General features: G+C 66.1%; 24 protein-coding genes. 12 read left to right on the top strand and 12 right to left on the bottom strand.

Features of this window, described 5'->3' with window-relative positions; genetic code table 11:
• Positions 1 to 99 precede the first annotated feature (99 nt).
• From LGN17_RS27985 to LGN17_RS27975, 3 genes are all read left to right on the top strand, one after another.
• Positions 100 to 1,395 (top strand): MASE1 domain-containing protein, encoded by a 1,296-nt coding sequence (locus LGN17_RS27985; RefSeq protein WP_226200129.1) that lies wholly within the window; start codon positions 100 to 102, stop codon positions 1,393 to 1,395.
• A 13-nt stretch (positions 1,396 to 1,408) separates the two neighbouring features.
• Positions 1,409 to 2,224, top strand: coding sequence for an alpha/beta hydrolase (locus tag LGN17_RS27980; RefSeq protein WP_175956914.1), 816 nt, complete (start codon positions 1,409 to 1,411; stop codon positions 2,222 to 2,224).
• A gap of 82 nt (positions 2,225 to 2,306) precedes the next feature.
• The gene (locus tag LGN17_RS27975; RefSeq protein ID WP_226200127.1) at positions 2,307 to 2,621 is read left to right on the top strand and encodes a hypothetical protein; all 315 of its coding nucleotides are present in this window, start codon (positions 2,307 to 2,309) and stop codon (positions 2,619 to 2,621) included.
• 42 nt (positions 2,622 to 2,663) lie between these two features.
• On the opposite strand, the gene LGN17_RS27970 is transcribed toward LGN17_RS27975, so the two are convergent.
• The 8 genes from LGN17_RS27970 to LGN17_RS27935 all read right to left on the bottom strand — a co-directional run bounded on the left by LGN17_RS27970 (position 2,664) and on the right by LGN17_RS27935 (position 10,764).
• Entirely contained in the window at positions 2,664 to 2,951 is a 288-nt protein-coding gene (locus tag LGN17_RS27970; protein WP_226200125.1) for a barstar family protein, read from the bottom strand.
• A 75-nt stretch (positions 2,952 to 3,026) separates the two neighbouring features.
• Positions 3,027 to 4,046, bottom strand: coding sequence for a MerR family transcriptional regulator (locus tag LGN17_RS27965; protein WP_226200122.1), 1,020 nt, complete (start codon positions 4,044 to 4,046; stop codon positions 3,027 to 3,029).
• Positions 4,047 to 4,108: 62 nt separating this feature from the next.
• Entirely contained in the window at positions 4,109 to 5,080 is a 972-nt protein-coding gene (locus LGN17_RS27960; RefSeq protein WP_226200120.1) for an amidohydrolase family protein, read from the bottom strand.
• A gap of 1 nt (position 5,081) precedes the next feature.
• Complete coding sequence (locus LGN17_RS27955; protein ID WP_226200118.1) at positions 5,082 to 6,029, bottom strand: YncE family protein; 948 nt, start codon at positions 6,027 to 6,029, stop codon at positions 5,082 to 5,084.
• A 43-nt stretch (positions 6,030 to 6,072) separates the two neighbouring features.
• Complete coding sequence (locus tag LGN17_RS27950) at positions 6,073 to 7,365, bottom strand: MFS transporter (protein ID WP_175956905.1); 1,293 nt, start codon at positions 7,363 to 7,365, stop codon at positions 6,073 to 6,075.
• A 194-nt stretch (positions 7,366 to 7,559) separates the two neighbouring features.
• Positions 7,560 to 8,477, bottom strand: coding sequence for a dihydrodipicolinate synthase family protein (locus LGN17_RS27945; RefSeq protein WP_226200116.1), 918 nt, complete (start codon positions 8,475 to 8,477; stop codon positions 7,560 to 7,562).
• A gap of 8 nt (positions 8,478 to 8,485) precedes the next feature.
• Positions 8,486 to 9,658 (bottom strand): L-rhamnonate dehydratase, encoded by a 1,173-nt coding sequence (locus LGN17_RS27940; protein ID WP_226200115.1) that lies wholly within the window; start codon positions 9,656 to 9,658, stop codon positions 8,486 to 8,488.
• 50 nt (positions 9,659 to 9,708) lie between these two features.
• The gene (locus LGN17_RS27935) at positions 9,709 to 10,764 is read right to left on the bottom strand and encodes a 4-hydroxythreonine-4-phosphate dehydrogenase PdxA (RefSeq protein WP_226200113.1); all 1,056 of its coding nucleotides are present in this window, start codon (positions 10,762 to 10,764) and stop codon (positions 9,709 to 9,711) included.
• A gap of 114 nt (positions 10,765 to 10,878) precedes the next feature.
• On the opposite strand from LGN17_RS27935, the gene LGN17_RS27930 reads away from it, so the two are divergent.
• Entirely contained in the window at positions 10,879 to 11,826 is a 948-nt protein-coding gene (locus LGN17_RS27930) for a LysR family transcriptional regulator (protein ID WP_226200111.1), read from the top strand.
• A 237-nt stretch (positions 11,827 to 12,063) separates the two neighbouring features.
• Here the strand turns inward: LGN17_RS27930 and LGN17_RS27925 are convergent, their stop codons facing one another.
• Positions 12,064 to 13,341, bottom strand: coding sequence for an MFS transporter (locus LGN17_RS27925; RefSeq protein ID WP_226200109.1), 1,278 nt, complete (start codon positions 13,339 to 13,341; stop codon positions 12,064 to 12,066).
• Between the two features lie 681 nt (positions 13,342 to 14,022).
• On the opposite strand from LGN17_RS27925, the gene LGN17_RS27920 reads away from it, so the two are divergent.
• From LGN17_RS27920 to LGN17_RS27885, 8 genes are all read left to right on the top strand, one after another.
• Positions 14,023 to 14,550 carry a CS1 type fimbrial major subunit gene (locus LGN17_RS27920; protein ID WP_226200107.1) on the top strand — a complete coding sequence of 176 codons (528 nt, stop codon included), beginning with the start codon at positions 14,023 to 14,025 and terminating at the stop codon, positions 14,548 to 14,550.
• Positions 14,551 to 14,639: 89 nt separating this feature from the next.
• A complete protein-coding gene (locus tag LGN17_RS27915) occupies positions 14,640 to 16,895 on the top strand; it encodes a TcfC E-set like domain-containing protein (RefSeq protein WP_226200105.1) in 2,256 nt (751 codons plus the stop codon).
• Between the two features lie 33 nt (positions 16,896 to 16,928).
• Entirely contained in the window at positions 16,929 to 17,615 is a 687-nt protein-coding gene (locus tag LGN17_RS27910) for a pilus assembly protein (RefSeq protein ID WP_226200103.1), read from the top strand.
• The gene (locus tag LGN17_RS27905) at positions 17,615 to 18,088 is read left to right on the top strand and encodes a hypothetical protein (RefSeq protein WP_226200366.1); all 474 of its coding nucleotides are present in this window, start codon (positions 17,615 to 17,617) and stop codon (positions 18,086 to 18,088) included. The genes LGN17_RS27910 and LGN17_RS27905 overlap by 1 nt, the downstream gene beginning before the upstream one ends.
• A gap of 178 nt (positions 18,089 to 18,266) precedes the next feature.
• Positions 18,267 to 19,253 (top strand): hypothetical protein, encoded by a 987-nt coding sequence (locus LGN17_RS27900; RefSeq protein ID WP_226200101.1) that lies wholly within the window; start codon positions 18,267 to 18,269, stop codon positions 19,251 to 19,253.
• Between the two features lie 8 nt (positions 19,254 to 19,261).
• Positions 19,262 to 19,813, top strand: a complete 552-nt coding sequence (locus tag LGN17_RS27895; RefSeq protein ID WP_226200099.1) for a hypothetical protein — start codon at positions 19,262 to 19,264, stop codon at positions 19,811 to 19,813.
• A gap of 193 nt (positions 19,814 to 20,006) precedes the next feature.
• The gene (locus LGN17_RS27890; protein ID WP_226200365.1) at positions 20,007 to 20,705 is read left to right on the top strand and encodes a hypothetical protein; all 699 of its coding nucleotides are present in this window, start codon (positions 20,007 to 20,009) and stop codon (positions 20,703 to 20,705) included.
• 174 nt (positions 20,706 to 20,879) lie between these two features.
• A complete protein-coding gene (locus LGN17_RS27885; protein ID WP_226200097.1) occupies positions 20,880 to 21,566 on the top strand; it encodes a hypothetical protein in 687 nt (228 codons plus the stop codon).
• Positions 21,567 to 21,605: 39 nt separating this feature from the next.
• Here LGN17_RS27885 and LGN17_RS27880 read toward each other — a convergent pair whose 3' ends face one another.
• The 3 genes from LGN17_RS27880 to LGN17_RS27870 form a co-directional block, all read right to left on the bottom strand.
• Positions 21,606 to 22,691, bottom strand: coding sequence for an ATP-binding protein (locus tag LGN17_RS27880; RefSeq protein WP_226200095.1), 1,086 nt, complete (start codon positions 22,689 to 22,691; stop codon positions 21,606 to 21,608).
• Positions 22,692 to 22,693: 2 nt separating this feature from the next.
• The gene (locus tag LGN17_RS27875; RefSeq protein ID WP_226200093.1) at positions 22,694 to 23,431 is read right to left on the bottom strand and encodes a response regulator; all 738 of its coding nucleotides are present in this window, start codon (positions 23,429 to 23,431) and stop codon (positions 22,694 to 22,696) included.
• A 327-nt stretch (positions 23,432 to 23,758) separates the two neighbouring features.
• Positions 23,759 to 24,097, bottom strand: a complete 339-nt coding sequence (locus tag LGN17_RS27870; protein WP_226200091.1) for a hypothetical protein — start codon at positions 24,095 to 24,097, stop codon at positions 23,759 to 23,761.
• Between the last annotated feature and the right edge of the window lie 139 nt (positions 24,098 to 24,236).

Below are 24,236 nucleotides of genomic sequence, written 5' to 3'. Positions count from 1 at the left end.
ACGCGCTTCCGGCTTCCGGTATTCCCCGGCCTGCCCCGTCCGATATCATTCGCACATCGCGCGCCTGCCGCCCGCAGGCGCAGCACACAGGGATTCTCGATGGACACCAAACGATCGCGGCCGGGCCTCGCCGCCGCGCTGCTCTGGGCGGCGCTGTATCTCGCGACCGGCTACATCTCGCACCAGTTCAACGGCCCCGTCCGGCTGACGGGCTATATCTGGCTGCCGGCCGGCGTGACGGTCGGCGCGTTCATGCTGCGGCCGATGCGCGAATGGCTGACGCTGGCCGGCGCATTCCTGGTCGGGCAGCTCGCGCTGAGCGGCATCGAACAGGGCAATCTGGTCAACGCGGTGCTGTTCACGGTCGACGAGGTCGGCGCGGCCGCGCTCGCGGTGTGGCTCGTCCAGCGCGTGCGCTTCTCGCTCGAAGGGCTGTACTTCCTGCGCTCGGTGATCCTCGCCGGCCTGATCGCGGGCGTGCTCGGCGCGATCGGCGGCGCGGCCTGGTACACGGTGGTCAAGGGCGCGCCGTTCTTCGACGTGTGGTCGGTGTGGAGCGCGTCCGATTTCGTCGGCGTGCTGCTGGTCACGCCGGTGCTCGCGTCATGGTCGCGCTTTCGCGCGCACCGCTCGGGCGACCACGAACGCTTCGACCTGGTGCTCGGCATGGTCTCGTTCGTGCTGGTCGTGGTCGTCGCGCTCGTGATCTTCGACGGCGACACGTCGCGGAAATTCGGCACCGGCGCCGGCTTCGCGCTGACGTACATCCCGCTGTTCCTCACCGTCGCGGTGACGCTGCTGCTCGGCGGCCGCGCGGGCTCGTCGTCGGTGCTGGCGCTCGCGCTGATCGTGATCGAGCAGACCGCGCAGGGCGACGGCCCGTTCTCGTCGTTTCACGAGCACTACGGGAGTGCGTTGCTCGAGGCGCAGCTTTATCTGGCGGTCGCGTCGCTGCTGGTGCTGACGGTGAGCACGCTGAAGACGACGCGCGAACGCGTGCACGAGCATGCGGCGGTCCTGCAGAACAACATGGAGCTCGCGCTCGCGAGCGCCGGCCAGATCGCGTACGTGCTCGATCCGGATTCGGGGCGGATCGAATGGAGCGGTGACGTCGAGCGCGTGTTCGGCGTCGGCGTCGATGCGTCGCAGATCGCGAGCGTGCCGCTCGTGCTCGAACGCGTGCAGCCGGGCGACCGCGAGGCGCTGCGCGACTACTGGGATGCGGAGATTGCCGGCGAGGATCGCGCGTCGCTGTCGCTGCGTATCGTGCAGCGCGACGGCGGCACGCAGACGATCACCGATCACGGCGCGCCGTTGCTCGATTCGAATGTCGACGTGACGGTGGTGGCGGGCGTCTGGCAGCTCGAGCGCGTGTGGCCGGCGGCGGACGAATGAGCGGACGCGCGTCATGAGCGGCCGCACGGGCGTCCTGCTGATCCACGGGCTCGGCGGCACGCAATACGATCTCGGTTCGCTGCACAAGGCGATGCGGCGCGCGGGCGGCGATACGCACATGATCACGCTGCCGGGGCATGGCACGCGCCCGGAGGATCTGGTCGGCGTGCGCGCGGAGGCATGGCTCGACGCGGTGACCGAGCAGTATCGCGCGCTGGAAAACGACTACGACACGCTGCATGTCGCGGGCATGTGCATGGGCGCGCTGGTCGCGCTGCTGCTGTGCCACCGCGTGCAGCACGCGCGCGGCCGGCTTGCGCTGCTGGCCACGCCGGTGTTCATCGACGGCTGGTCGACGCCGTGGTACCGGGCGTTGCGGCATGTGCTGTACCGCGTGCCGGGTGTGGCGGAACGGATGCGTGTCGAGGAAGGCGATCCGTTCGGCATCAAGAACGCGACGATCCGCGCGATCGTGAAGAAGAAGTTCGAGCGCGAGGACAGTTTCCACTATGCGTGGGTGCCGCTCGCATGCGTGCGGCAGGTCGACCGGATGCGCGACTGGGCGCTCGAGGCCGCGGCCGGCACGCCGTGCCCGACGCTCGTGCTGCATGCGCGCGAGGACGAACTCACGAGCCTGCGCTCGGCCGATTTCCTGCTGGAAAAGATGCCCGACGCGCGCGGGATCGTGCTGGAGAACAGCTACCACATGATCTGCGCGGACAACGATCGCGACGACGTCGCGCGCCACGTGCTCGAATTCTTCGGGTTCGATCCGGTGCACGCGGTGAGTCCGGCGATGGCGCGCAGGATGGGGCGGCTGGAGTCGTGAGACGTCGTGCGAAGCGAGCCGACGGCACGGCTGCGGCAGTGGCCCCGCGCCCAGTCTGGAATGACATCAGGTTATTGGGATCATGAATCCATTTGAAGAACTGTCCGGGCGGATCAAGGCGATGCAACGCCAATTGAACAGCGAGCGGTTTCTCGAGCTTCGCATCTACCGGCGTGACGCGTACATCTATCAGCTTTCAAGTACCGTGAATCATTCGATCGTTTGCTGGCTGAGCGAAAACCATGTGCCGTTGAGGACACTCATCGATAGGGGCCGACGCTTCATGAAGGAAGTTCCTGCCGGTCCAGGCAAGCCCGGCTGGGAGATGTACTACGATTTGGTGAAGGCCTATTTCGATACGATGGAAGAGGCGCTCAACGTCCTGGAAAAAAACTAGTGCAGAAAGAACCGGGATGTCCCGGTTCGCGGTGCCGTTCGGTCAGTCGTACTCGACATGGGAAGCGAAGGAGGGGTATTGCTGCGCCATGTTCCGCAGGCAGTCGCTCATCAGCTGCGCGTCACGGGGAAAGCGGCGTTCGAATTCAGGCCAGCCCTTCAGCCGGAGAACAAGCGGCATATCGACAAGCGCGGTAATGGCGTCCCAGAAGGCATCCCAGTTTCTTCCGTACCAGTCCGGGAAATTCAAACGCTCCATCAACCGCATGTGCAGCTGCGCGGTTGATTCAATATCGCCAAGTTCAATTTCCACCAGCTTGTCGCGTGCCATCATGGTCTCCGACGGATAGGTCGCGCAGTATTCATTTTCCGACGCGTGCGAAGCATGATAGCGCGCGGTTGGCCGTCAGGCGCTCGGCCGGCGTGCGATCCGCTCCCGGATTTCAGGCGACGCCAGGCACGTGGCCACGGCTTCGTAGCCGGGCGCACCGGGGTAAGGCGCCACGCGCGAAGGCGGGCTGTGATTGGCCGGGCACAGCAGCAGGGTTTCGTCGGGCCCGACCGCCGACAGATCGAGGATCGCCGACGAGCGCGTCAGCAGGAACAGCGGCCGCATGCCGGCGGCGGCGTGTTCACGCAGACGGGCAATCAGTGCCTGTTGCGTGGGCCGGTCGAGATCCTGTTCGATCATGTCGACGACCAGCGCGCGCGGGCCTTCGGCTTCGAGACTGGCGAGCAGCGCGGTCAGCGCTGCCGATGGCGTCGCGCCCCTTTCGGCGAGCCATGCCGATGCGCGCTCGACACGCGACTTCAATGAAGGATCGGCGCGCAGCGCGGCAATCGCATCCGCACCGTCGTTTTCAAGTCGATCGAGGCCGACGAACACGGCGCCGGGCAGTGAGTCGGCGAGCCGGCGCGCCAGCCGCGTCTTGCCGCTGCCGAGCGAACCGATGATGTAGTTCAACGGGCGGATGTCACGACACTCGAACCATTCGCCGCCCCACGGCCACGGCAGGCTGAATGCCACGCCGGCACTGCTGTCGTCGACGATCCGCGTCAGTTCGCCGTCGGCCGGCATCCGGCCGCGTGCGAGGCCGGCGCGGATCGCGCGCACGCGGTCGACCTTGCGCACGAGATCCTGAATGCCGTGATCGAGCGCCGCTTCGTGAGCGGCCAGCGCGTGGTCCAGGCTGCGCGCGTCACCGTCGAGCACGCTTGCCACCTGTGCGAGACTGAGGCCGAGCGCACGCAGCGCCGCGATGTCGGCCGCGCGGGCGAGCGCGTCCGGGCCATACGCGCGGTAGCCGGCCGGCGTGCGCTCCGGCGTGACGAGGCCGTGCCGCTCGTACAGCCGCAGCGCCTTGATCGATACGCCGAGCCGCGCGGCGGCGGCCGATGCGCGCAAACGGGGCGTGGACGTGCTCATCCGTCACCTCTCTCTGCTGTCGATTCGTTGCGCTCAGCATAAAGGCGATCCCAAGGGCCGGGTCAAGCGCGACGGCGCGTGAATCGATGAAACGCGGCCGTGCCGACGTCGATCCGGTACACCCGTAGCGCGTTGTCATGCCAGACCGCGCGGCGCTCGGCGTCGGCGAGGTGCGTCATCGCCCGAGCGAACGTGCGCAGCAGCGCGGGATACGACACACGCAGCCCGGCCACGGGAAAGTTGCTGGCGAACAGGCAGCGCTGCGCGCCGAATATCGCGATCGTGTCGCGGATGATCCGCGCGTTGTCCGCGTCGTTCCACACGGCGTCGCGCAAGCCGAGTTCGGAAATCTTCACGGCCAAGCGCGGCGACGCGGCAAGCGCCTCCATGCCGCGTCGCCAATGCGCGAGCCCTGCATCCGAGCGATCCCACGGTAGCCCCGCATGTTCGAGCACGACGTCGACCTCAGGTGCATCGGCCAGCAGCGCGGCCGCCTCCTCGAGATGCCAGAACGGCACGCGCAGGTCCCAGCACAGGCCATGCGCGACAAGGCGTTCCAGCGCGGCCGGCCAGCGCGGATCGCGCAGCGTGCCCGGCCCGTCGACCGATGCATCCGGCGCGGCCGCGGTGCGCGGCTTGAAGCGCACGCCGCGCACGCGCGGCCATGCGGCCTGCTCGGCGAGCCGTTCATCCGCATCGCCGGCGAGCAGGTCGACCCACGCGACGACTGCCGACGGTAGCCCGTGCGACGCCGCGACCTCGTGCAGCCAGCGCGTCTCCGCCAGCGCCTCGTCGCGCGCACGTTCGGCCTCGACGTGCACGCTGGCGACGATCGGCGCACCCTGCGCCGCGTGCCGGAGATCGTCCACCCCGAAATCGCGGCACAGCGCCGCGTAGTCGCCGAACATGAAGTGCGCCGGATCGTAGTCCTCCTGTAGCCACGGATAGTGCGCACCCGCATCGAGCCGCCACAGGTGGTGATGCGCATCGACGAGCGCATCCGGCATGCCGTCGCGCGGCGACGTGTCGCGCATGTCAGCGTGCCCCGGCGAGCACGTACGACGCATCGGGCTCGCGCAGCGTCGCCAGTGCGCCGACGAAACGCCAGGTATCGAGATCGAGCTCGCGCACGTAGTCGTCCTGGAACGACACATATGCGACGCGCCGCGACGGATGGAACGACAGCGCGGTGGGATTCGCGGGCAGTGCGATGCGCTCGATTTCCTCGAGCTGACGTGCATCGAACACGGAGATCGACCGCTCGCCCGAGTTGGTGAGCAGCAGCAGGTCGCGGCCGTCCGGCGCGGTCGTGCGGTAGATGCGGTTCGGATCGCTGCGCGTCTTCACGCGGCGGCCGCAGGTCATCGTTTCGGTGTCGATCTCGACCAGCGTATCGTCGCCGCGATTCGCGACGAACAACGTGCGCTCGTCGCTCGACAGCGCATTGCCTTCGGGGCGCGGGCCGGGCATGACCGCACGCGGCGCGACCGTCGCGTCGCGCGGATGGAATTGCGTGACGGTATTCGACAGCAGGTGCACGCCGTACGCACGGCTCGCATCGCGCGTGAGCGTGACGAGGTGCGTCTTCACGCCGCCGGACGGCACGGCCATGTTCGGCACGGGCTGTCGGGTCGGCTCGTCGAACACGAGCAGCATGTCGTGTGCCTCGCTCATCGCGTACAGCCGGCCGTCGCGGTCGCTCGCCATCCCGTGCGGCCGGTAGTACGGCCACAGGTCGAGCATGCGCGTGTGCGTGCGTGCGGCGAGATCGATCTCGGCGATCCGGTGGTCGCCTTCATGGCCGCGCGACCACGCGGTCTCGATCCCGAAGATGCCGACGTACGCAAAGCGTTCGTTCACGTCGACGGTGAACTCGTGCGGGAAGTTCGGCAGCACGACGTGCTTGAGCGCGGCTTTCGTGTCGAGGTCGTAGAAGCTGAAGGTATGGGCGCATTTCTGCACCAGCAACAGGATGTCGTTCATGGTGAGTCTCCGTTATTTCGTTCGGTATCCCGCGTATCCGGTCTCAGTCCTCGCAGCGTTTCGGCAGCGTCAGCGCGAGCAGGCCGGCCACCGCGAGCGTGATCGCGAGGCTGTACACGCCGGCCGCCGCGCTCACGTGCTGGGTCAGCACGCCGACCGCATACGGGCCGCAGAAGCCGCCGAGATTGCCGAGCGCGTTGATCAGGCCGCGCGCGCTGCCGGCCGTCTCGACGCTGCAGAGCTTCGGCGGAATCGCCCAGAACACGCCGGCGGCCGCCTGCAGGAAGAAGCCGCAGCCGATCAGGAACGCGAACGATACGGCCATCGACGCATGCGTGAGCACCGACAGCGCGAGGCACGCGGCGAAGCCGACGAGCGGCAGCAGCACGAACAGGCGGCGCTTGCCGGTTCGATCAGACAAATACGACGTGACGAACATCCCGATCACCATTGCGACGTACGGCAGCATCGCGAGCAGGCCGACCTTGCCCATCCCGGTGTGCGTGAGGTTTTTCAGCAGGGTCGGCAGCCACATCGTATAGCCGTAGATGCCGACCTGATAGCAGAAGTTGATCGCGATCAGCAGCCAGATCGTCGGGTTGCGCAGCATCTCGCCGAACGATGCGGCGGCTGGCGTGCCGGCCGCGCGCTTGCGTTCCTGTTCGTCGCGCAGCGCGTCGAGGATGTAGGCCTTTTCGCGCGGCGACACCCAGCGCGCGGTCTCCGGGCCGTCGTCGGCGAACAGCAGCCACACGACGAGGCACAGCAGCGACAGCGCGCCCGCACTGAAGAACAGGTGATGCCAGTCGTACGCGGCGAGGATGAAGCCGGACAGCGGCGCGGTGATCATGCCGGCGAGCGGCACGAACATGATGACCATCGCATTCGCACGGCCGCGTTCGCGGTCGGGAAACCAGTGGCTGACCATCGTCAGCACGACGGGCAGCATCCCGCCCTCGGCCACGCCGAGCAGGAAGCGCAGCGTCAGCAGTTGCCAGGTATGCGTGACGAGCCCGGTCAGCACCGACAGCACGGCCCAGCTCACGAGCGACCACGCGATGAAGGTCTTGCCGCTGCCGAGCGCCGCGCGCCGGCCGCCGGGAATCTGCAGGAACAGGTAGCCGAAGAAGAAGATGCCGCCGGCAAGGCCGGCCATCGTCGCGTCCATGCCGAGATCGGCGTTCATCCCGCCGGGCATCGCGAACGCGATGTTCACGCGGTCCATGTAGGAAATGATGCAGGCGAGCAGCAGCGGCGGAATCACGCGCAGCCAGCGGCGGCGCGGAATCGCTTCGCCGGCTTCGTATGCCGGGGTGGCCGGGTTCAACGAATTCATGATGTCTCCAATATTGTCGATCTGCGGCAGCGATCTTCTGATGGACCGCTGTCACGCCGTGACGAATCCGCACGGGGCTAACCGCCGATGCGCAACGCAGGTACGCATTTCCCATCGGCTCGAACGTCTGTCCGGCTGCGCGGCGTGCGCGTCGGGCCGCAGCCGTGAAGCGCACACCGCAGGCGTCCGGACGTCTAATGCCCCCAGCGCAGCACGAGCGGATCAAGCCGCCGCGCCGTGTCGAGCAAGCCGGCGCGCACCTGGGGATGCAGTTCGGGCCACGGCGCGCGCGGTGCGTCGCACGCGATCACGCCGCCTTCGCGCATCAGCGCCTTCGCGGTCAGGAAGCCGGACTGGCGGTTCTCGTAGTTGATCAGCGGCAGCCAGCGCGCGTACTGCTCGGCTGCTTCGTCGCGGCGGCCGGCGAAATATGCGTCGGTGATCCGGCGAATCCCGTCCGGATAGCCGCCGCCCGTCATCGCGCCGGTCGCGCCGGCATCGAGATCGGCCAGCAGCGTGATGCCTTCCTCGCCGTCCCACGGCCCCTCGATCGCATCGCCGCCGAGCGCGATCAGCTCGCGCAGCTTCGACGCGGCGCCGGCCGTCTCGATCTTGAAGTACGACACGGCGTCGATCTCGCGGGCGAGCGACGCGAGCAGCGCTGCCGGCAGCGCGACGCCGCTCGCGGGTGCGTCCTGGATCATCAGCGGAATGTCGAGGCCGTCCGCGGCTTCGCGGAAGAACGCTCGCACCTGCGCCTCCGGCACGCGGAACGTCGCGCCGTGGTACGGCGGCATCACCATCACCATCGCCGCGCCGAGCGCCTGCGCGTGCCGGTTGCGTTGCGCGCAGATCCGCGCGCTGAAGTGCGACGTCGTGACGATTACTGGCACGCGGCCCGCGACATGCTCGAGCGTGGTGCGCGTGATCAGGTCGCGTTCGTCGTCGCCGAGCGCGAATTGCTCGGAGTAGTTCGCGTGGATGCAGATGCCTTGCGAGCCGGCATCGATCATGAAGTCGAGGCAGCGGCGCTGGCCGTCGAGGTCGAGCGCGCCGTGCGCGTCGAAGATCGTCGGCGCGACCGGAAAGACGCCCTGGTAGCGTGCGTGCATGGCGGGCCTCACTCGACGATGTCGAACTGGTCGAGGAACTCGGTCTTCAGCGTGAGGCCGAGGCCCGGCACGTCGTCGCGCAGTTGCACGAAGCCGTTCTCGGCCACCGGCTCGCCGTCGAAGATGTAATAGAACAGCTCGTTGCCGACCTCGACGTCGAACATCGGGAAGTACTCGCTCATCGGCGACGCGAGCGTGCTCATCGTCAGGTGATAGTTGTGCATCTGGCCCGCATGCGGAATCACCGGCACGCTGTACGCCTCGCACAGCGCGTTGATCTTGTGCGCCATCGTGATCCCGCCGACGCGGTTCGTGTCGTACTGGACGACCGACACGGCCTTGCGGTCGAGCAGTTGCTTGAAGCCGTACAGCGAGAACTCGTGCTCGCCGCCGGAGATCGGAATGCGCGTCAACTGGTTCAACTCCGCATAGCCGTCGATGTCGTCGGCGATCACCGGTTCTTCCAGCCAGCGCGGCTGGTATTTCTCGAGCTTCGGCAGGATGCGCTTCGCGTACTCGAGGTTCCAGCCCATGTAGCACTCGAGCATCAGGTCGTTGTCGTAGCCGATCACCTCGCGGATCGCCGCAACCGACTTCAGGTTCTCGGTCACGCCTTGCTGGCCGTGCGCGGGCCCGTAGCCGAAGCGCATCTTGAACGCGCGGAAGCCTTCCTTCAGGTAGCGCTGCGCCTCGTCCTGCATCTCTCTCAGGTCGGTGCGGTAGAGCTTCGAGTAGTAGCAGGGGATCTTTTCCTTGGTGCGGCCGCCGAGCAGCTTGAACACGGGCTTGCCGACGCTCTTGCCGAGGATGTCCCAGATCGCGATGTCGACCGCCGAGATTGCCGCCATGCCGATGCCCTTGCGGCCCCACGCGTGGGTCGCGCGATACATCCGCTGGTTCAGGTATTCGTAGTCCCACGGGTCCTGGCCGATCACGAGCGGCGCGAGGTACTGGTCGATGATCACCTTCGCGACCTGCGGCGCGAGCGCGACGTTGCCGAGGCCGACGATACCGTCGTCGGTCTCGACCTCGACGACCGTCCACGCATGGAAGCGGAACGTGCTCATCGTTTCCTGCGGCGCGTACAGCAGATCCATCGCGTTCGAGCAGAAGTTGCCTTGCGGCGGGACGGTCTTGCCTTTCCACTGGAATACGCGTGCGCGCACGGAACGGATTTTCATGATGGTGTCTCCGGTAATTGGTGTTGTCGGGTGCGGGAGGCGCGCGAACGTCACGCCGAAACGGTGGCAGTGCGGCGTGCGGCGCCCATCCGGCAGGCGATCTGCAGCGCCTGCCAGGTTGCGCCGACGTCGGCCGTGCCGCGGCCCGCGATGTCGTACGCGGTGCCGTGCGCGGGCGTCGTGATCGGCACGGGCAGCCCGCCCTGCACGGTCACGCCGCGCGAGAAGCCGAGCAGCTTGATCGCGATCTGCCCCTGGTCGTGGTACATCGTGACGATCGCCTGGTAGTCGCCGGCCTGCGCCTTCAGGAAGATCGTGTCGGCGGGGAACGGGCCGTGGAACGGCGCGTCGGTCGGCCAGTCGCGCGACTGCAGCTTGCGCACCGCCGGCTCGATGATGTCGACTTCCTCGCGGCCGCAGCTGCCGCCGTCGCCGCCGTGCGGGTTGAACGCGGCGATCGCCACTTTCGGCGCGGCGACACCGTTCGCGAGCAGCGACCGGTAGATCAGTTCGGAGGCCTGCTCGATCCGCTCGATGCTCAGGTAGCGCGGCGCATCCTTCAGCGGAATGTGCGACGAGATGCGCGCGGTCCACAGCTCGCCGAGCGTGTTGAATTCGCAGAAATAGCCGGTCACGCCGAGCGCTTCGGCGAAGTGGTGCAGCTCGTCCTCGTGCTTCAGCCCGCCGAGCTTCATCGCGTATTTGTTCAGCGGCGCGAAGCAGATCGCGTCGATGTCGCCGGCGAGTGCTGCGTCGAGGCACAGGTCGAGCACGGTCAGCGTCGAGCGGCCGCCGGCCGCGCCGGGCTGCCCGACCGTGACGTCGGCCGGGGCGATCGTGTCGACGGCGACGAACGCGGCGCGCGCGGTCGAGCGCCGGCCGCGCGCGGCGGCGAGCGACGCGACGGGCTCGACGTCGACCGTCACGCCGGCCACGCGCTGGCCGGCTTCCCACAGCCAGCGATCGCCGATCAGCACGAGATTCGCGCGGGTGGTGGCGTCGGGGCGGGCGAGCAGTTTCGCGATCAGCTCGGCGCCGATGCCGGCGGGGTCGCCGAGCGTCAGCGCAACGACGGGCAGGGGAGCGGCGGGCGAGGGGGTGGTCATGCGTGTCTCCGGTGGCGGCGCGTGGCCGTTTGTCTATGGGGTTGATGCTAGGTAGACGGAATGAGTCGGTAAATTGAAAACTCTTGATGAATCGATAACCTGGAGTAATCAGAGATGGGCTCGATCGACCGACGGGACTCGACCCCGCAGTTGCTGAACCGGCTGCGCATGCGGCAGATCGCGCTGCTGCTGGCCGTGGACGAGTGCTCGACGCTGCGCGCGGCGGCCGAGCAGATGGGCCTCACACAGCCGGCCGCGACGAAGATGCTGGCCGAGCTGGAGAGCGCGCTCGGCCAGCGGCTGTTCGACCGTGTCGGGCGCGGGCTCGTGCTGAATCCGGCCGGCGAGCGCGTGCTCGGCTATTTCCGCGGGATCCGCGGCAGCATGGAGGCGCTGAATCGCGAGCTTGGCGAGCTGCAGCTCGGCAGCGCGGGGCGGCTGGCGATCGGCAGCATCATGGCGGCGTCGCCGGGGCGGCTCACCGAGGCGCTGGTGCAGTTGAAGGCGCGTTACCCGCTGCTGGCGATCGACATCGCGGTGGATACGAGCGACAGGCTGATGCCGCAGTTGCGCGAAGGCGTGCTCGAAGTGGTGATCGGGCGCCACGTCGGGACCGATTGCGACTTCCGCGTGGTCGACGACGAGGCGCTCGCGATCATCGCGGGCCGCGACCATCCGCTCGCGGGCGCGGGGCCGGTGGCATTCGACGCGCTGCTCGATTACGCGTGGATTCTGCAGCCGGCCGGCAGCCCGGCGCGCGAGGTCGTCGAGCGGGAGTTCAACGCGCGGCACCAGCCGATGCCGCGCGGGCTGGTCGAAACGGGGTCGATCCTGACCACGATGAACCTCGTCGACCGCTCGCCGATGCTCGGCGTGATTCCGCTGACGGTGGCGCGGCGCAATGCGGCACACGGGCTCGTCGCGATCATCGATTACACGCTCGAACAGAAGCTGCCGTCGTACGGCAGCCTCGTGCGGCGCGACCGGCCGCTGAGCATTCCCGCGCAGCAGTTTCTCGCGCTGTTTCACCAGGACGGGGCGGGAGATGACGGCGGTGTGTAACGGTGTGGCTTGCCAGCCGAGGCGGCCGAGCCCGCCGCGCCGGCCGCGTTGGCCGAACCAGCCGCGGCAGCCGGGTAGGCCGGACCAGCCACGCCGGCCGAATCAGCCGAATCAGCCGAATCAGCCGAATCAGCCAAGCAAACCGGGCCGGTCGCACACCGCCGTCGCGGCACACGGTGACGCGTGACGGCGCCGCCGCCCGGACAGCCGACGCAGGCGAACCCCGAGCGAACGGCGTCAGTGTGCCGACGGAGCGGCGGGCGCGTCAGCGAGCGCCGGCATCGACGCCGACAGCGTGCGATCCGGGCGAATCCGCAGCGCGGCGACGATACCGATCAGCAGCATCGCGACCGAGCCGATGAACGGCACGGTCCAGCTCCCCGTGCGATCGACGAGATAGCCGAACAGGATCGGCGACAGGATCCCCGAGATCGCGGAGCCCGCGTTCATCATCCCGCTCGCGATGCCGGCGTGGGTCGGCGCGATGTCGCTCGGCACGGCCCAGATCGGCCCGATCGTCAGTTCGAGGCACAGGAACGACCCCGACAGGCACAGCGCGACGCCGACCGTCGAGTGCACGACCGCGAGCGGCAGCAGGCACACGAGCGCGCCGACGAAGCTCGCGACGATCACGCTCTGGCGCGACAGCGCGAGGTTGCCGGTCTTCCGGTAGATCCGGTCGCACAGCCAGCCGCCGAGCGTGTCGCCGGCCACGCCCGCGAAGAACACGCCTGACGCGAACAGCGCGGTCGACTTCAGGTTCAGCCCCTGGCCGTTCAGGAAGAACGTCGGCAGCCACGTGAAGAACAGCCACGCGGTCCAGCCGTAGCAGAAGTAGACGAAGATGGTCGGCGCCATCCGGCGGAACAGCGGCCCCCACGGCGTCGGGCCGGCGGGCGGCGTGGGGCGCGCGGCACGCGGGCGGCCATGGCCGGCTTCGTCGCCGAGCGGATATTCGCGGAAGCCGACGATCCACCACGCGAGCCACACCAGCGTCACCGCGCCGATCACGAAGAACGCGGCGCGCCATGACAGCCAAGTCATCAGCGCGGCGACGATCGGCGGCGTGACCGCGTTGCCGAGCCGCGAGAACGAATGCGTGAAGCCCTGCACGACGCCGCGCCGCTCGCGCGGGAACCAGTGGGTGATCGCACGGGCCTGGGCGGGCAGCGTCGCGCCTTCGCCGATGCCGAGCAGCAGGCGCGCGGCGAACAGCAGCCCGAGGCTGTGCACGAACCCGGTGGTGAAGGTCGACACGACCCAGATCAGCCCGCAGCCGATCAGCGTGATGCGGGCGCCGAACCGGTCGGCGATCCAGCCGCCGCCGATCTGGCAGATGGCATACGAATACGCGAACGCGGAGAACGCGACGCCAAGTTCGGTATTCGACAGGCCGAGTTCGGCCTTGATCGCGCCGGCCGCGGTCGCGAGGTTCACGCGGTCGACGTAGAGGATGAATGACAGCGCGCACAGCAGCCACAGCGTGTGGCGCCGTTGACGGTGATCGTTAGGCATGTGTCTCGCTCCGTTGTCGTGCGCGGCGTTACACGGACGCCGCGTCGATTGGCGCAGCCAGCATCGCGCGCCGGGGAGGAGCCGTCTAATGAATCTTTTGGATCGGTTGATAACCTGAGGCATTCATTTCCGCCCGGGCGCATGACTCGATCCGTGGCGGCGCGGTGGACCGCACGTTCAGTGCAGTAGCGCTTACCGTTGCCCGTCGCCTCTCGCTGCGTCGACGCACCGCATGCGCCGCATGGCACGCACGCCGTCCCGAACGTCCCGCTCCAGACGCGCGGCATTCGTGAATGCGCGCGAACGCGCTTGCGCTGCACGCAAGCTGCCTCGCCACGCGACAGCCCCAGCCTGCCGCAGCCTGCGTTTTGCCGCTCGACGTCCGAACGCGGCAACCATGAGCGCTCGATCCCCCGCGAAACGCGTTCTGCTTACCTCCTCGCTTCGAACGATTCTTTAAATCGACTTAACAATCAGGGGTTTAAGTAGGTGAATTTCCATATTTAGTACTTGTACTAGCTGTATGGGCGTGTAACTCCGAATTCGTCCCATTTTCCCTTGTCACCCATATCCATAGACTAGCGTCAGTGGGATTTTTCTCCCACGCATCGAATTTCGATTGATTAATAACTCGTCGTGGTTCGATTCCCGAAACTCATTTTCTTTAATAGAGATTATTCGATGAAACTCAGCAAACTCGTTCTGGCAATGGGCGTCACCACGGCACTGTTCGGCATGGCACATACGGCACAGGCCGATACGGTGTCGAAGAAGATCACGCTGACCGCGCAGATCAACGACGGCATTTTCGTGTCGAAGCCGGACGGCTCGACCTGGTACGGCACGGAAGAACTGAACGCCACCGACTACACGCAGGCCAAGTTCGAGAAGACGCTGCCGGTCCGCGTCTGGACGAAGAACGCCGACTTCAACGTGTCGCTCGCGCAACCGCTGAAGCTGTCGAGCGGCGCGTACGAAATGAAGAACGCGAAGGTGTCGCTGTCCGGCAACGGCGGCGATGCTGAAGTCAAGTTCGGCGCGGTCCAGAAGATCACGCAAGTGACGTCCGGCAACGGCGGCTACGACGAAATCCACAACCTGAAGATCAACGTCGACGCGCCGACCCAGGTCGGCACGAACAGCACGAACGGCAGCTACAGCGGCGATCTCGTGATGGTGTTCGAGCCGGTCGCAGCAGCAGCACCGTAACCGTCCCTTATGGAGCCCCGATTCGATCGGGGCTCTTCCGGAAGAACCCCGATGCCAGCCCCTCCCACCCCTCCATAGAAGAAATCAGCGTGGTCGCCTATCAAGCTCCTTTCCGTTTCAACAAGCTGTGGCTGGGTGCATTTCTTTTTGTTTCGTCGCACTCATTCGCAGAACTAAAAGTCACGTATGGCGTGCCTGAGGGATTCAGCGCGGCCGAACTGGACGATAGCGCGAACTATGTTGCCACCTTCAACGGGCGCACGCTGCCGGGGTTCATCAGTTATTCGTCGAAGGACGCGTCGCTTGAATTCGACGCGGCCAAATATGCAGCAAACGGTATCTCGCCCGAGAACGTCGAAACGATCCGGGGCGTGATCTCGCAGCTCGACTACAAGCGTTGCAGCAAGGGCTGCGACGAATCGATAGCCGGGTACTACGTTACCGTCGACAAGCTGAAGCGGTCGATCTCGATCCGTGATTCGCGCGAAGACTACATCGCGCCGGAAACGGGTTTCGGGCTGGTCAACAACCAGGCGATCGACTTGCGGGCGGCGTCCGACGGTTACCGTGCGGTCAACGTGAACGGCAACACGTATGTCGGGCTTCCGTTCCAGAGCTTCGGCTACATGAGCTGGTACGCGAACCGTACCGAAACACGCAATTCCAGCACCAGCCAGCAGGGGCTATCTTCGTACTACCTGCAGAAGAATTTCGCCCGAACGTACGTGCGGGCGGGCAAGCAGAACAACATCGATTACGCGGCCGGCACGGTCAACACACTGCTGTCGCCGAGCTTCGACCAGTTCGTGACGGTCGGCAGCCAGACCCACCTGCAGGTCGACAGCAAGGCCGGCTCGCTGATTCTCTACGCGTCGGCCGAAGGCAACTACGAGTTCTACCGGAACGGCCGGCAGATCCTGAAGCGGCCGGCCGTGCTCGGCCGCAACGAGATCAGCTTCGCCGACCTGCCGGGCGGCTACTACTCGGTCGAGGTCCGCCTCGTCGACCGCAACGGTAATGTGGTCAACCGCGAAACCCGCGAGGTCAACAACCTCAATTTCGGCGCGAGCAGCGGCAACGCATGGCATGTGACGGCCGGCAAGGAGATGGGCAACGGCGGCTATCTGCTCGAGGCCGCGGTCAGCCGGAACTTCAAGCAGTTCTACCTGAACGGGTCGATGCTCGCCGGAAAGGGCGGCAAATGGGCGGCCGAAGTCAACATCACGCGGCCGATGCAGCTGGGCGGCGTCGATATCACGCCCACGCTCGGTCTGTTGAGCGGCGAACGCAGCACGGGCGGCTACGTCAACCTGTCGATGGCGAGCGAGGCCCTCGGCAGCCTGATGGTCAGCCGTTACCAGAATACCGATGTATCGCGTTTCTACATCGGTCAGCCGAGCACGGCGGTGTCGTATAGCCGCACGTTCCGCGGCGTGACGTTCGGGTACAACTACCAGCGCTCGACGTTCAGCGAATCGCAGCAGGCCGAGGCGCGCTGGAACTACCGGCCGAACGGCCTGTGGGGCACGTTCGCGCTTGGCGTGCAGAAGGGCGGCTATCAGGGCAGCGGCGGCTACGGCGTGTATTTCAACATGACGATGATGCTGGACAAGGCGCAGGCGAGCTTCAGCGCCGCGCATTCCGGTGGCCAGACGCAGATCAGCGGCGACGTCCGCAAGGATTTCCAGGACGGCTTCGGCACGACAACCGTCGGCCTGTCGGCGAACCGGATCGGCACCAATTACGGCGTGAACGTCTACGGCACGCGCTCCGGCACGCGCGGCGACGCATCGCTGAACCTGGGCCAGAGCAGCGGCGGCGGCAACGTCGATTTCAACTACCGCGGCATGGTCGCGGCCAGCAAGGACGGCGTTGCGTTCGGCCGTTACAGCTCGAGCGGCAGCGCGATGCTGTTGAAAACGCCGGACCTCCAGGGCATGAAGTACGGGTTCAACGTCGAAGGCAGCCCGGTGGCCGGCAACAGCACGTATGCGGTGCCGCTCAACGCGTATCAGGACGTGCCGTTCGCGCGCGTGATGAGCAACAGCGAGCAGTTCGACATGAACGTCGAGGTGCCGGCGAACATCGTCCGCGCTCACCCGGGCCAGGTCTACGCGGCATCGGCGAAGGTCGACATCAATATGGTGTACAGCGGCTTCCTGAAGGATACGAACGGCAAGCCGGTGAGCGGCAAGGTGATCGAAACCGGCGACACGGTGCATCCGAACGGGCTGTTCTCGATCGTCAGCAAAACCTTGCTGTCGCAGATCACGCTCGATCAGAACGGGCATCGCTACACGTGCAGCCTGAAGGACGCCAGCGGAAACGACTTCCGCTGCCAATGATGGCGCACCCAACCATTGACAGGAATTGACGACATGAAACTGAACTTGCGAACCGCACTTCCGCTAGCGTGCGCTCTGCTGTTTGCCGCCGCACAACCGGCGCATGCCGACGGTGAGCTGATGGTGATGCCGGCCACGACCAAGGTATTCAACAACCACGACCAGACGGTCACGGTGAAGAACATGGGCGACGCGCCGCTCTACCTGTCGATCTCGGCGCAGAAAGTGATGAATCCGGGCAAAACGCCCGAAGAGAAACAGAGCCTCGGCGAGCTGCAGCATCCGGGCATGCTTGCGAGCCCGGACAAGCTGACGCTCGGCCCGAACCAGTCGCGCGCGATTACGCTCAGGTCGCTCGCGGAGCCCGAGAACGAAGAACTGTACCGGCTTTATGTCGTGCCGGTCCGGTCGCTCAAGGTGGACGACGCGCCGCAGGACAAGATCACCGCGCCGATGTCGGTATCCGTCGGCTATGGCGTGCTGGTGCGGCACATGCCACCGCCGGGCAAGCAGCGCGTGAGCTGGGCGCACCGTTGCGAGAGCGGCGGCCTGACGCTCGAGAACACCGGCAACGTGCGCCAGGTGTTCAACGATGTGAAGTATGACGGCGCGGCGGCTGCACAAACGATCGCGGTATTCCCAGGCACGCCTCAGCACTTCACGACGAAGCGGATGACGTTGCGTGTCGACGACAAGCCGCAGACGCTGGAGTGCCCGTGATGATGCGCGTGGCGCGCGCCGCAATCGGGATGCTGGCCGCGCTGGCCTGCACCTCCAGCATGGCCGCCGGCGTGCTGAAGCTGTCGCGCATGGAGCTGACGCTCGAGCCGGAAAAGCCGGCGCCCGAACTGTATGTCGAGAACGCCGGCGATACGCCGCTTTACCTGGACATCGAGCAGCACCTGCTGACCAATCCGGGCGATGCCCCCGAGCATCGGGTGCCGGTAGCTGACGTGCCACGGCCCACGTTGCTGGTGGTGCCTGGGCGTTTGACACTGGCGCCGGGGCAGAAATATCGAATCGGGCTGAAAGAACTGGCCGTTCCTTCGAAAACGCAGGTATGGCGCGTCACGTTCCGGCCAAACGAGCGGATTGCTGTCGATGCCGGTCAGAGCGAAGGTGCACCGGCTCCGTTGTTCGTGAATGTCGGATATGGCGTGGTGATCTACCAACGTGCGGCGTTGGCGCAGTAACCCGCGATTGCCGAAACGATGTGCGGCGCTGCCGTCGAGATGACGCGTGGCTGAATGCACTCGCGCATGTGGTGCCTCACAGATCAGGCCGCTTCATCACGTCATCGGGCATGCATGGTCAGGAGTATTTCCAGTCATGACCGGTTTGACGGTTTGACTTAATCGGAATGAAAAATCGATGAAAAAATTCGGAATGATTCGGCGATGGCGAGGTTGCCTGTTCGCCGCATGCCTGATGGTGCTTTCGTTCAACGCATCTGCGTTTGTTCTTAAGCTCGCCAAGGTGGTCGACAGCTATGGTCAGTGCTCGTGGAGAAATAATGGGGATGGAACGAGTACGGTTCAAGTGGTTTTTAATTTTAAAGCTGCAGTGAAGGAGAACACCATCTACCCCTTTCGAAGCCGAGGCGTCCTACTCTACACGTATGACGCCAACGGGAAAATGAAACCAAGCAGCGCTGCGGCGAAGAGTGCCATGATGGATGGCCACAAGAGCGCCGGGGCCTATCCTGGCGACGGTTACGTGATGTATTACAGCGACGCGCAGTGGTCAAATAAGCAACCGTACGCGGCCCTGGTCGAGCTACAGATCGACAATGCCGTCATCAAGGATTGGCCCGGCGTTAGTGTTCGCGCCGGTAACTTCACGACGGGGGATGATGTCGGCGAGATTACCGGGGGGGTCTATATCACCAACGCCAGCGGCACCAACGCGTGCATGGTGGTCGATCCCGAGGTCGTGCCGCCAAAACCGCCGCCCACTCTCGTGGTGGATGTGGCGGCACCCGACTGGAATCTCGGGGAATTGCCGCGAGGCGATGATGAAAGGACCCTCGCTGGTGCTGCACAGCAACTCTGCTTCTCGTACACGGGCCTCGATGGCTATCGCGATTTCGTGATCAATGCGACGAGTGCGAACGGTATTTCGGGTAACCGGTATCTGCTCAGGAATACCAGCAAGCCGTCGCAGACGGTTCCGTACGACCTGACGCTGGACAGCGGTAGCGCGACGTTCCGGTTGCCGAATATGAGCGGAAGCCCGGTGAGACTGAATAACAACATTCGCACCTGCTTTGTGCCGACGTTCAGGACCTCGGTCGACGCGACTGCGGATGCCGGCGACTACAGCGATGTGCTGTCGTTCACGGTCGTCACGAAATCATAGGAAGCGAAATGAGCAAAATCATCCTGAGCGGATTGCTGGCGGCGCTGGTGCTCCAGCCGATGTACGCGTCGGCGCAAACCGTGGAGGTCAATGGCAAGACCCAGAGCAAGATTACGGCCAAGGTCGTCCGACCGAACAACCTGGTCATCACCGACGACAAGGGCGGCTGGTTCGGGCAGGGCCTGACGATGCAGCAGCTCGGCGGCTGGGAGACCGCGTACGAGGTGGACGCGCGGCTGCGCGTGGTATCGACGACGGGCAGATTTCAGGTCCGCATGGATCAGCCGCTGGATATCCGGAATCAGGTCAAGCCGACGCTCGCGTTCCGCAAGCCGGCGGTCAGCATCGGCGCCGAAGGCGCCGACCAGAAGCCGCTCGTCGTCGGGCAGGTGGTCGAATTCAACAACCCGGCGCCGCCGTCGCCCAATGTCGATTCCGAAGGCTATTACCGTCTCGCCGTTTCCGCGTATCCGCCGGAAGGCGACTTCAGGAGTACGGTCGGCACCTATACGGGCACGCTGTCGCTCGTGTTCGAGCCGGTCGTCGTGAAACAGCAGTAGCAGTGGTCGTCTCCCCGTCGCGGAGACGTTCCGGTTCTTCACCGCCCGCCGTGTCGCGGGCGGTGTGCTTTGGATTTTCCGTTTCCGAGTGTCGTCTGCGTCAAGGCTTGCATGCGCGCATGCGAATGGCAAACTGCGCACGACGGCAGCACCGGCATGCCTTCCCGGGGTGCCGACTCAACTAGACCCCAACATGAGATTGCGTTCATTCTTTCTTCCGATTGCGACCACGCTCGCCGGGCTGATTCCGGGCGTCGCGGTTGCGACGATCGACGTGTTTCCGAAGGAAGTCCCCGTCGATTCGGGCACGGCAAACGTACAGATCGTCAACAACGGCGATCGCCCCGAGTACGTGACCATTTCATTGTCGCGCCTGCTCAATCCCGGCGTGCCGCTGAAAGACGAGAAACTCGAGTCGGTCGGCAACGAAGCGAATCCGGCGCTCTATGCCTTCCCGTTCAAGCTGACGCTCGCGCCCGGGCAGACCAAGAGCATTGCGTTGAAGCCGTTGCGGGCGGTTCAGGCCGAGACGGTGTATCGGCTGGACGTCAAACCCGAGATCAAGGTGATGCCGCAGGGGCAGCAGAAGGCGACCGGGAGCATCGTCGTCAATCTGGGATTCAGTGCGCTCGTCCGGCAAATGCCGGAGAGCCGGAAGGAGGCATTGTCCGTCGTGTGCGACGCGCATGGTGCGCGGCTGACGGCGACGGGAACCGTACGTTATGCGGTGAAGGACGCGAAGGTCGACGGGCAAGCGGTCGAACCGTTCAATGTGTACCCGGGCGTGCCGCGGCCGCTGCAAGGGCGCGTCGTCGAGATTCCGGGGCAGCCGACGTGTCGCGGTGGGGCCGCCCCGGCGGATGCGAGCGCAAGCGGAGCGGACGCCCTCTGACCGCGTCGACAGGCGAGCCCGGCATCGCCCGTCGGCGAAGGGGCGAATGAATCTTCCGGATCATTTGATAACCTGACGCATTCGTTTGCCTGTCGGGCCGCCTCTCGCGCCGGATCGGGCGGGCGACGCAACGCGATGCCCGGACGGAACGGGATCGCACAGGCAGGTGAGACCGTGAACGATATCGAAGAACTTTCGCTCCACCGGGACAGCCGCTTCTGGGAGCTGCCGCCGGTGAAATGGTGGATTCGCGGGCACGGCCGCGACGGCTATTCGTTTCGTCTGCTGCTGTGGCCGCCGGTGATCGTGTTCGTGTTCGAATTCCTCTGCATGCTGTTCGACGCGCTGTACACCAGCATCGGCATCAGCGCCGTCGCGACGCTGTTCCTCGGCTTCGCCGGTTACCACGGCGCGCAGCGCGAATGGCTGGTGCCCTCCGCGACCACGCGCGCGCTCGTGAAGGCACGCATGAAGAAGGCGGCCGAGCGGTTTTCGTCGCTCGGCGTGGGCGCGACCGTGCTCGCGATCTTCGTCGCGGCGACGTCGCTGTCGCTCATGATGTCGGGTCGGCCGGTGCTGGACAGCGTCTCGAAGGAGGCGGTGTCGATCTTCATCGCGCTGGTGTTCCTGCCGGTGTACGTGTCCGGCGCGGTGCGCAAGCTGGCGATCGCGCGGATCGAGGAGCTGGAGGCGCTGCGCAACGCGACCGTCGGCACGAAGCTGATATTCGACCGGGCCGGCGCCGTGCGCGCGGTCGTCGTGCAGGGCGCGGCCGGGAAAGGGAAAGTGTCCGTGGCCGAGTACACAGTGCTCGGGTTCAATCCGCCGCTCGAACAGGTCGGGCGCGAACCGCGTGCGTGACGGTTAAAGGCGGTGTAACGGCGACGTAAAGGCGGCGTCTTAAGCCGGAAAGCGCGCTTGGTCCGGCGCCGCCACGAGGTTGTCGGGCCACTGCACTTCGAACCGCGTACCGCCCGCGCCGGTCGGCATGCAGACGGCTTCGCCGTGATGCGCATGCGCGATCGCCGCGACGACGGCAAGCCCGAGGCCGCTGCCGCCGGGCTGCGATTCGTCCATACGCCGGAAGGCCTTGAACACGTGCGGCGCGAAATCGGCCGGGATGCCGGGGCCGTCGTCCTCGACGCGCAGCCGGCACATGCCTTGTTCGATCCGCGTCTGGATGCGGATCGCGCCGGGCACCGCGTGGCGGCGCGCATTTTCCAGCAGCGCGAGCAGCGCCTGACGGATGCGCACCGGGTCGCAGCGCATGCGCCGCGTATCGAGATCGAGCACCGGATGCTGGCCGGCGGCCTGCAGCGCATGCGCGAACACGTCGACCACGGCGCGCACGTCGGCGGCGAGATCGGCGTCGCGGATCTCGATGCTCAGGTGGCCGCCATCCGCGAGGCTGACCACGCGCAGATCCTCGATCAGCCGCGTCAGCCCTTCGACTTGCGCGAGCAGGCTGCGAAACTGCGCTTCGTCGGGCTTGAACACGCCTTCGGCGAGCCCTTGCAGGCGCCCGCGCAGCACCGTGACGGGCGTGCGCAGCTCGTGCGCGATCGCGGCGTTCCAGATCGCCTGCTCGTTGGTCACGCGCTGCAGTTCGTCGGCGAGCGCGTTGAAGTTGTCCGCGAGCAGCGCGGCTTCGTGCAGCGAGCGGTCGCCCGCGACGGCGCGCGCGCCGAGATCGCCGCGTGCGACGCGGCGAATGCTGTCGGTGACCGAGTTCAACGGTACGAGGATGCGGCGCGCGAGATTGACGGCCACCGCGACCGACAGCACGAGGCCGACCGACGTGGTCGCGATCAGCCACAGCCATTCCGGCGCGGTCGGCAGCCAGTTCTTCGTGTTGAAATGCGTGGGCCAGTAGTTGAACGCGACGTAGTAGAAGAGGATGGCGGTGAACACCATCAGCAGCGTCACGCCGAACACCATCCCGGCCATCGTCAGCGCGATCTGCCGGCTCAGGCCGTCGAGCTTCACGTTCAACTCCAGAGCTTGTAGCCGACGCCGCGTACGCTGACCGGCACGCCCTGCACGCCGAGGTCGTCGAGCTTCTTGCGCAGCTTGCTGACGTGGCTGTCCACCGTGCGCTCCAGCGCGTCGCCTTCCGGCAGGCAGGAGGCCATCAGCTCGGCGCGGCTGAACACGCGCCGCGGCGCACGCGCGAGCTGCGCGAGCAGCTTGAACTCGGTGAGCGTCAGCACGAGCCGGTGCCGCTCGCTGCCCACTTCGAGCGTGGCTTCGTGGTGCTCGAGGTCGATCTCGAACGGCGCGACCCGCAGCACGCGCTGTTCTTCCTGGCGCGAGCCGGCCATCGAACGGCGCAGCACCGCCTGCGCGCGCGCAACGACTTCGGCGGGATTGAACGGCTTCACCACGTAGTCGTCGGCGCCGATGCGCAGGCCGGTGAGCTTGTCGATGTCCTGGTCGAGCGCGGTGAGCATGATCACCGGCGTGTCGCCGCGATGACGGATTTCGGCGAGCACCTTCCAACCGTCGACGTGCGGCATCTGCACGTCGAGCAGCACGAGGTCGGGCTTGAGCTGCAGGTGCAGTTCCAGTGCGCGGCGGCCGTCGGCCGCGTGCACGGTGCGCAGGCCGCCGCGCGCGAGATAGGCGGTCAGGATCTCGGCGATTTCGGGTTCGTCCTCGGCGATGAGGACGAGCGCCTGGGCGTCCTGGCCGGCGCTGGAAGGGGGCGGGAGATCAGGCAGGGCCATTCGAGTGAGTCCATCGGGTTTCCATCGAGCCGCCATACTACCGCATGGGAAACGCCGTCGAACGGAGGTGGGGCGGCGGTGCGCGGTGGCGCGTGCCGGCGCGTTCACGAACGGTATGACGACGATGGCCGCGCCCGACGGGGCCGCCTCGCGCCCGCGGCCGATTGCCTTCAGCAGCGCAGCGGCCGCGAGCGTGCCGATGCCGTTCGATGCGAGCGGGCTGTCGCCTGTGATCAGTTTGCGGCCCTGATGGCAGCGGCCGGTCATGCCGGGGGCGGCTGCCGGCTATCTCGGCGATGCGACGACACCGGACGCGCGGTGAGCACGCTATGGATAGTCGAAATACTTCGCGACCCCGTGCCGGTCGCCATCGAAATCGATGGTGGGACACGAGCCGATCTCGGGGCGCCCGCCCCAGGTGAGATGCAGCACCGAATAACGGTCGGGCTCGTCGACGTGGGTGCAGATCACGTCATCGCAACCCAGTGCGTGAGCGATCACTTTGAGATTCCGCCGGTAGAACGGATGCCCGGGGTGGATTTCGATTTCAAGTTCCGCCTGGATGCGTGTGTGATCCGTATCGCACGCGCGTGACGGATCGTCGAATGTGCACCACTCGTCCGAACCTGCCGCCTGGTCCAGCTTCGTTTCGTCGTTGGAGGTCATGGGTTGCTCGTCTCGCGCGTCATGCCCGTGAATCGGCTGCCGGCCATCCCGGCGTCGGGATGGGCGCTTCGGGGATGGCCGGCCGGGCCGGTCGCCATTGTTTCATACGGGACGCGGCCTGCCCGACCGGCGCGCTGCG

The organism is Burkholderia sp. AU30280, from assembly GCF_020420125.1.
Classification (GTDB): domain Bacteria; phylum Pseudomonadota; class Gammaproteobacteria; order Burkholderiales; family Burkholderiaceae; genus Burkholderia.
The sequence above is the reverse complement of the archived record's forward strand: the minus strand, read 5'-3'. Positions and strand labels throughout refer to the sequence as shown.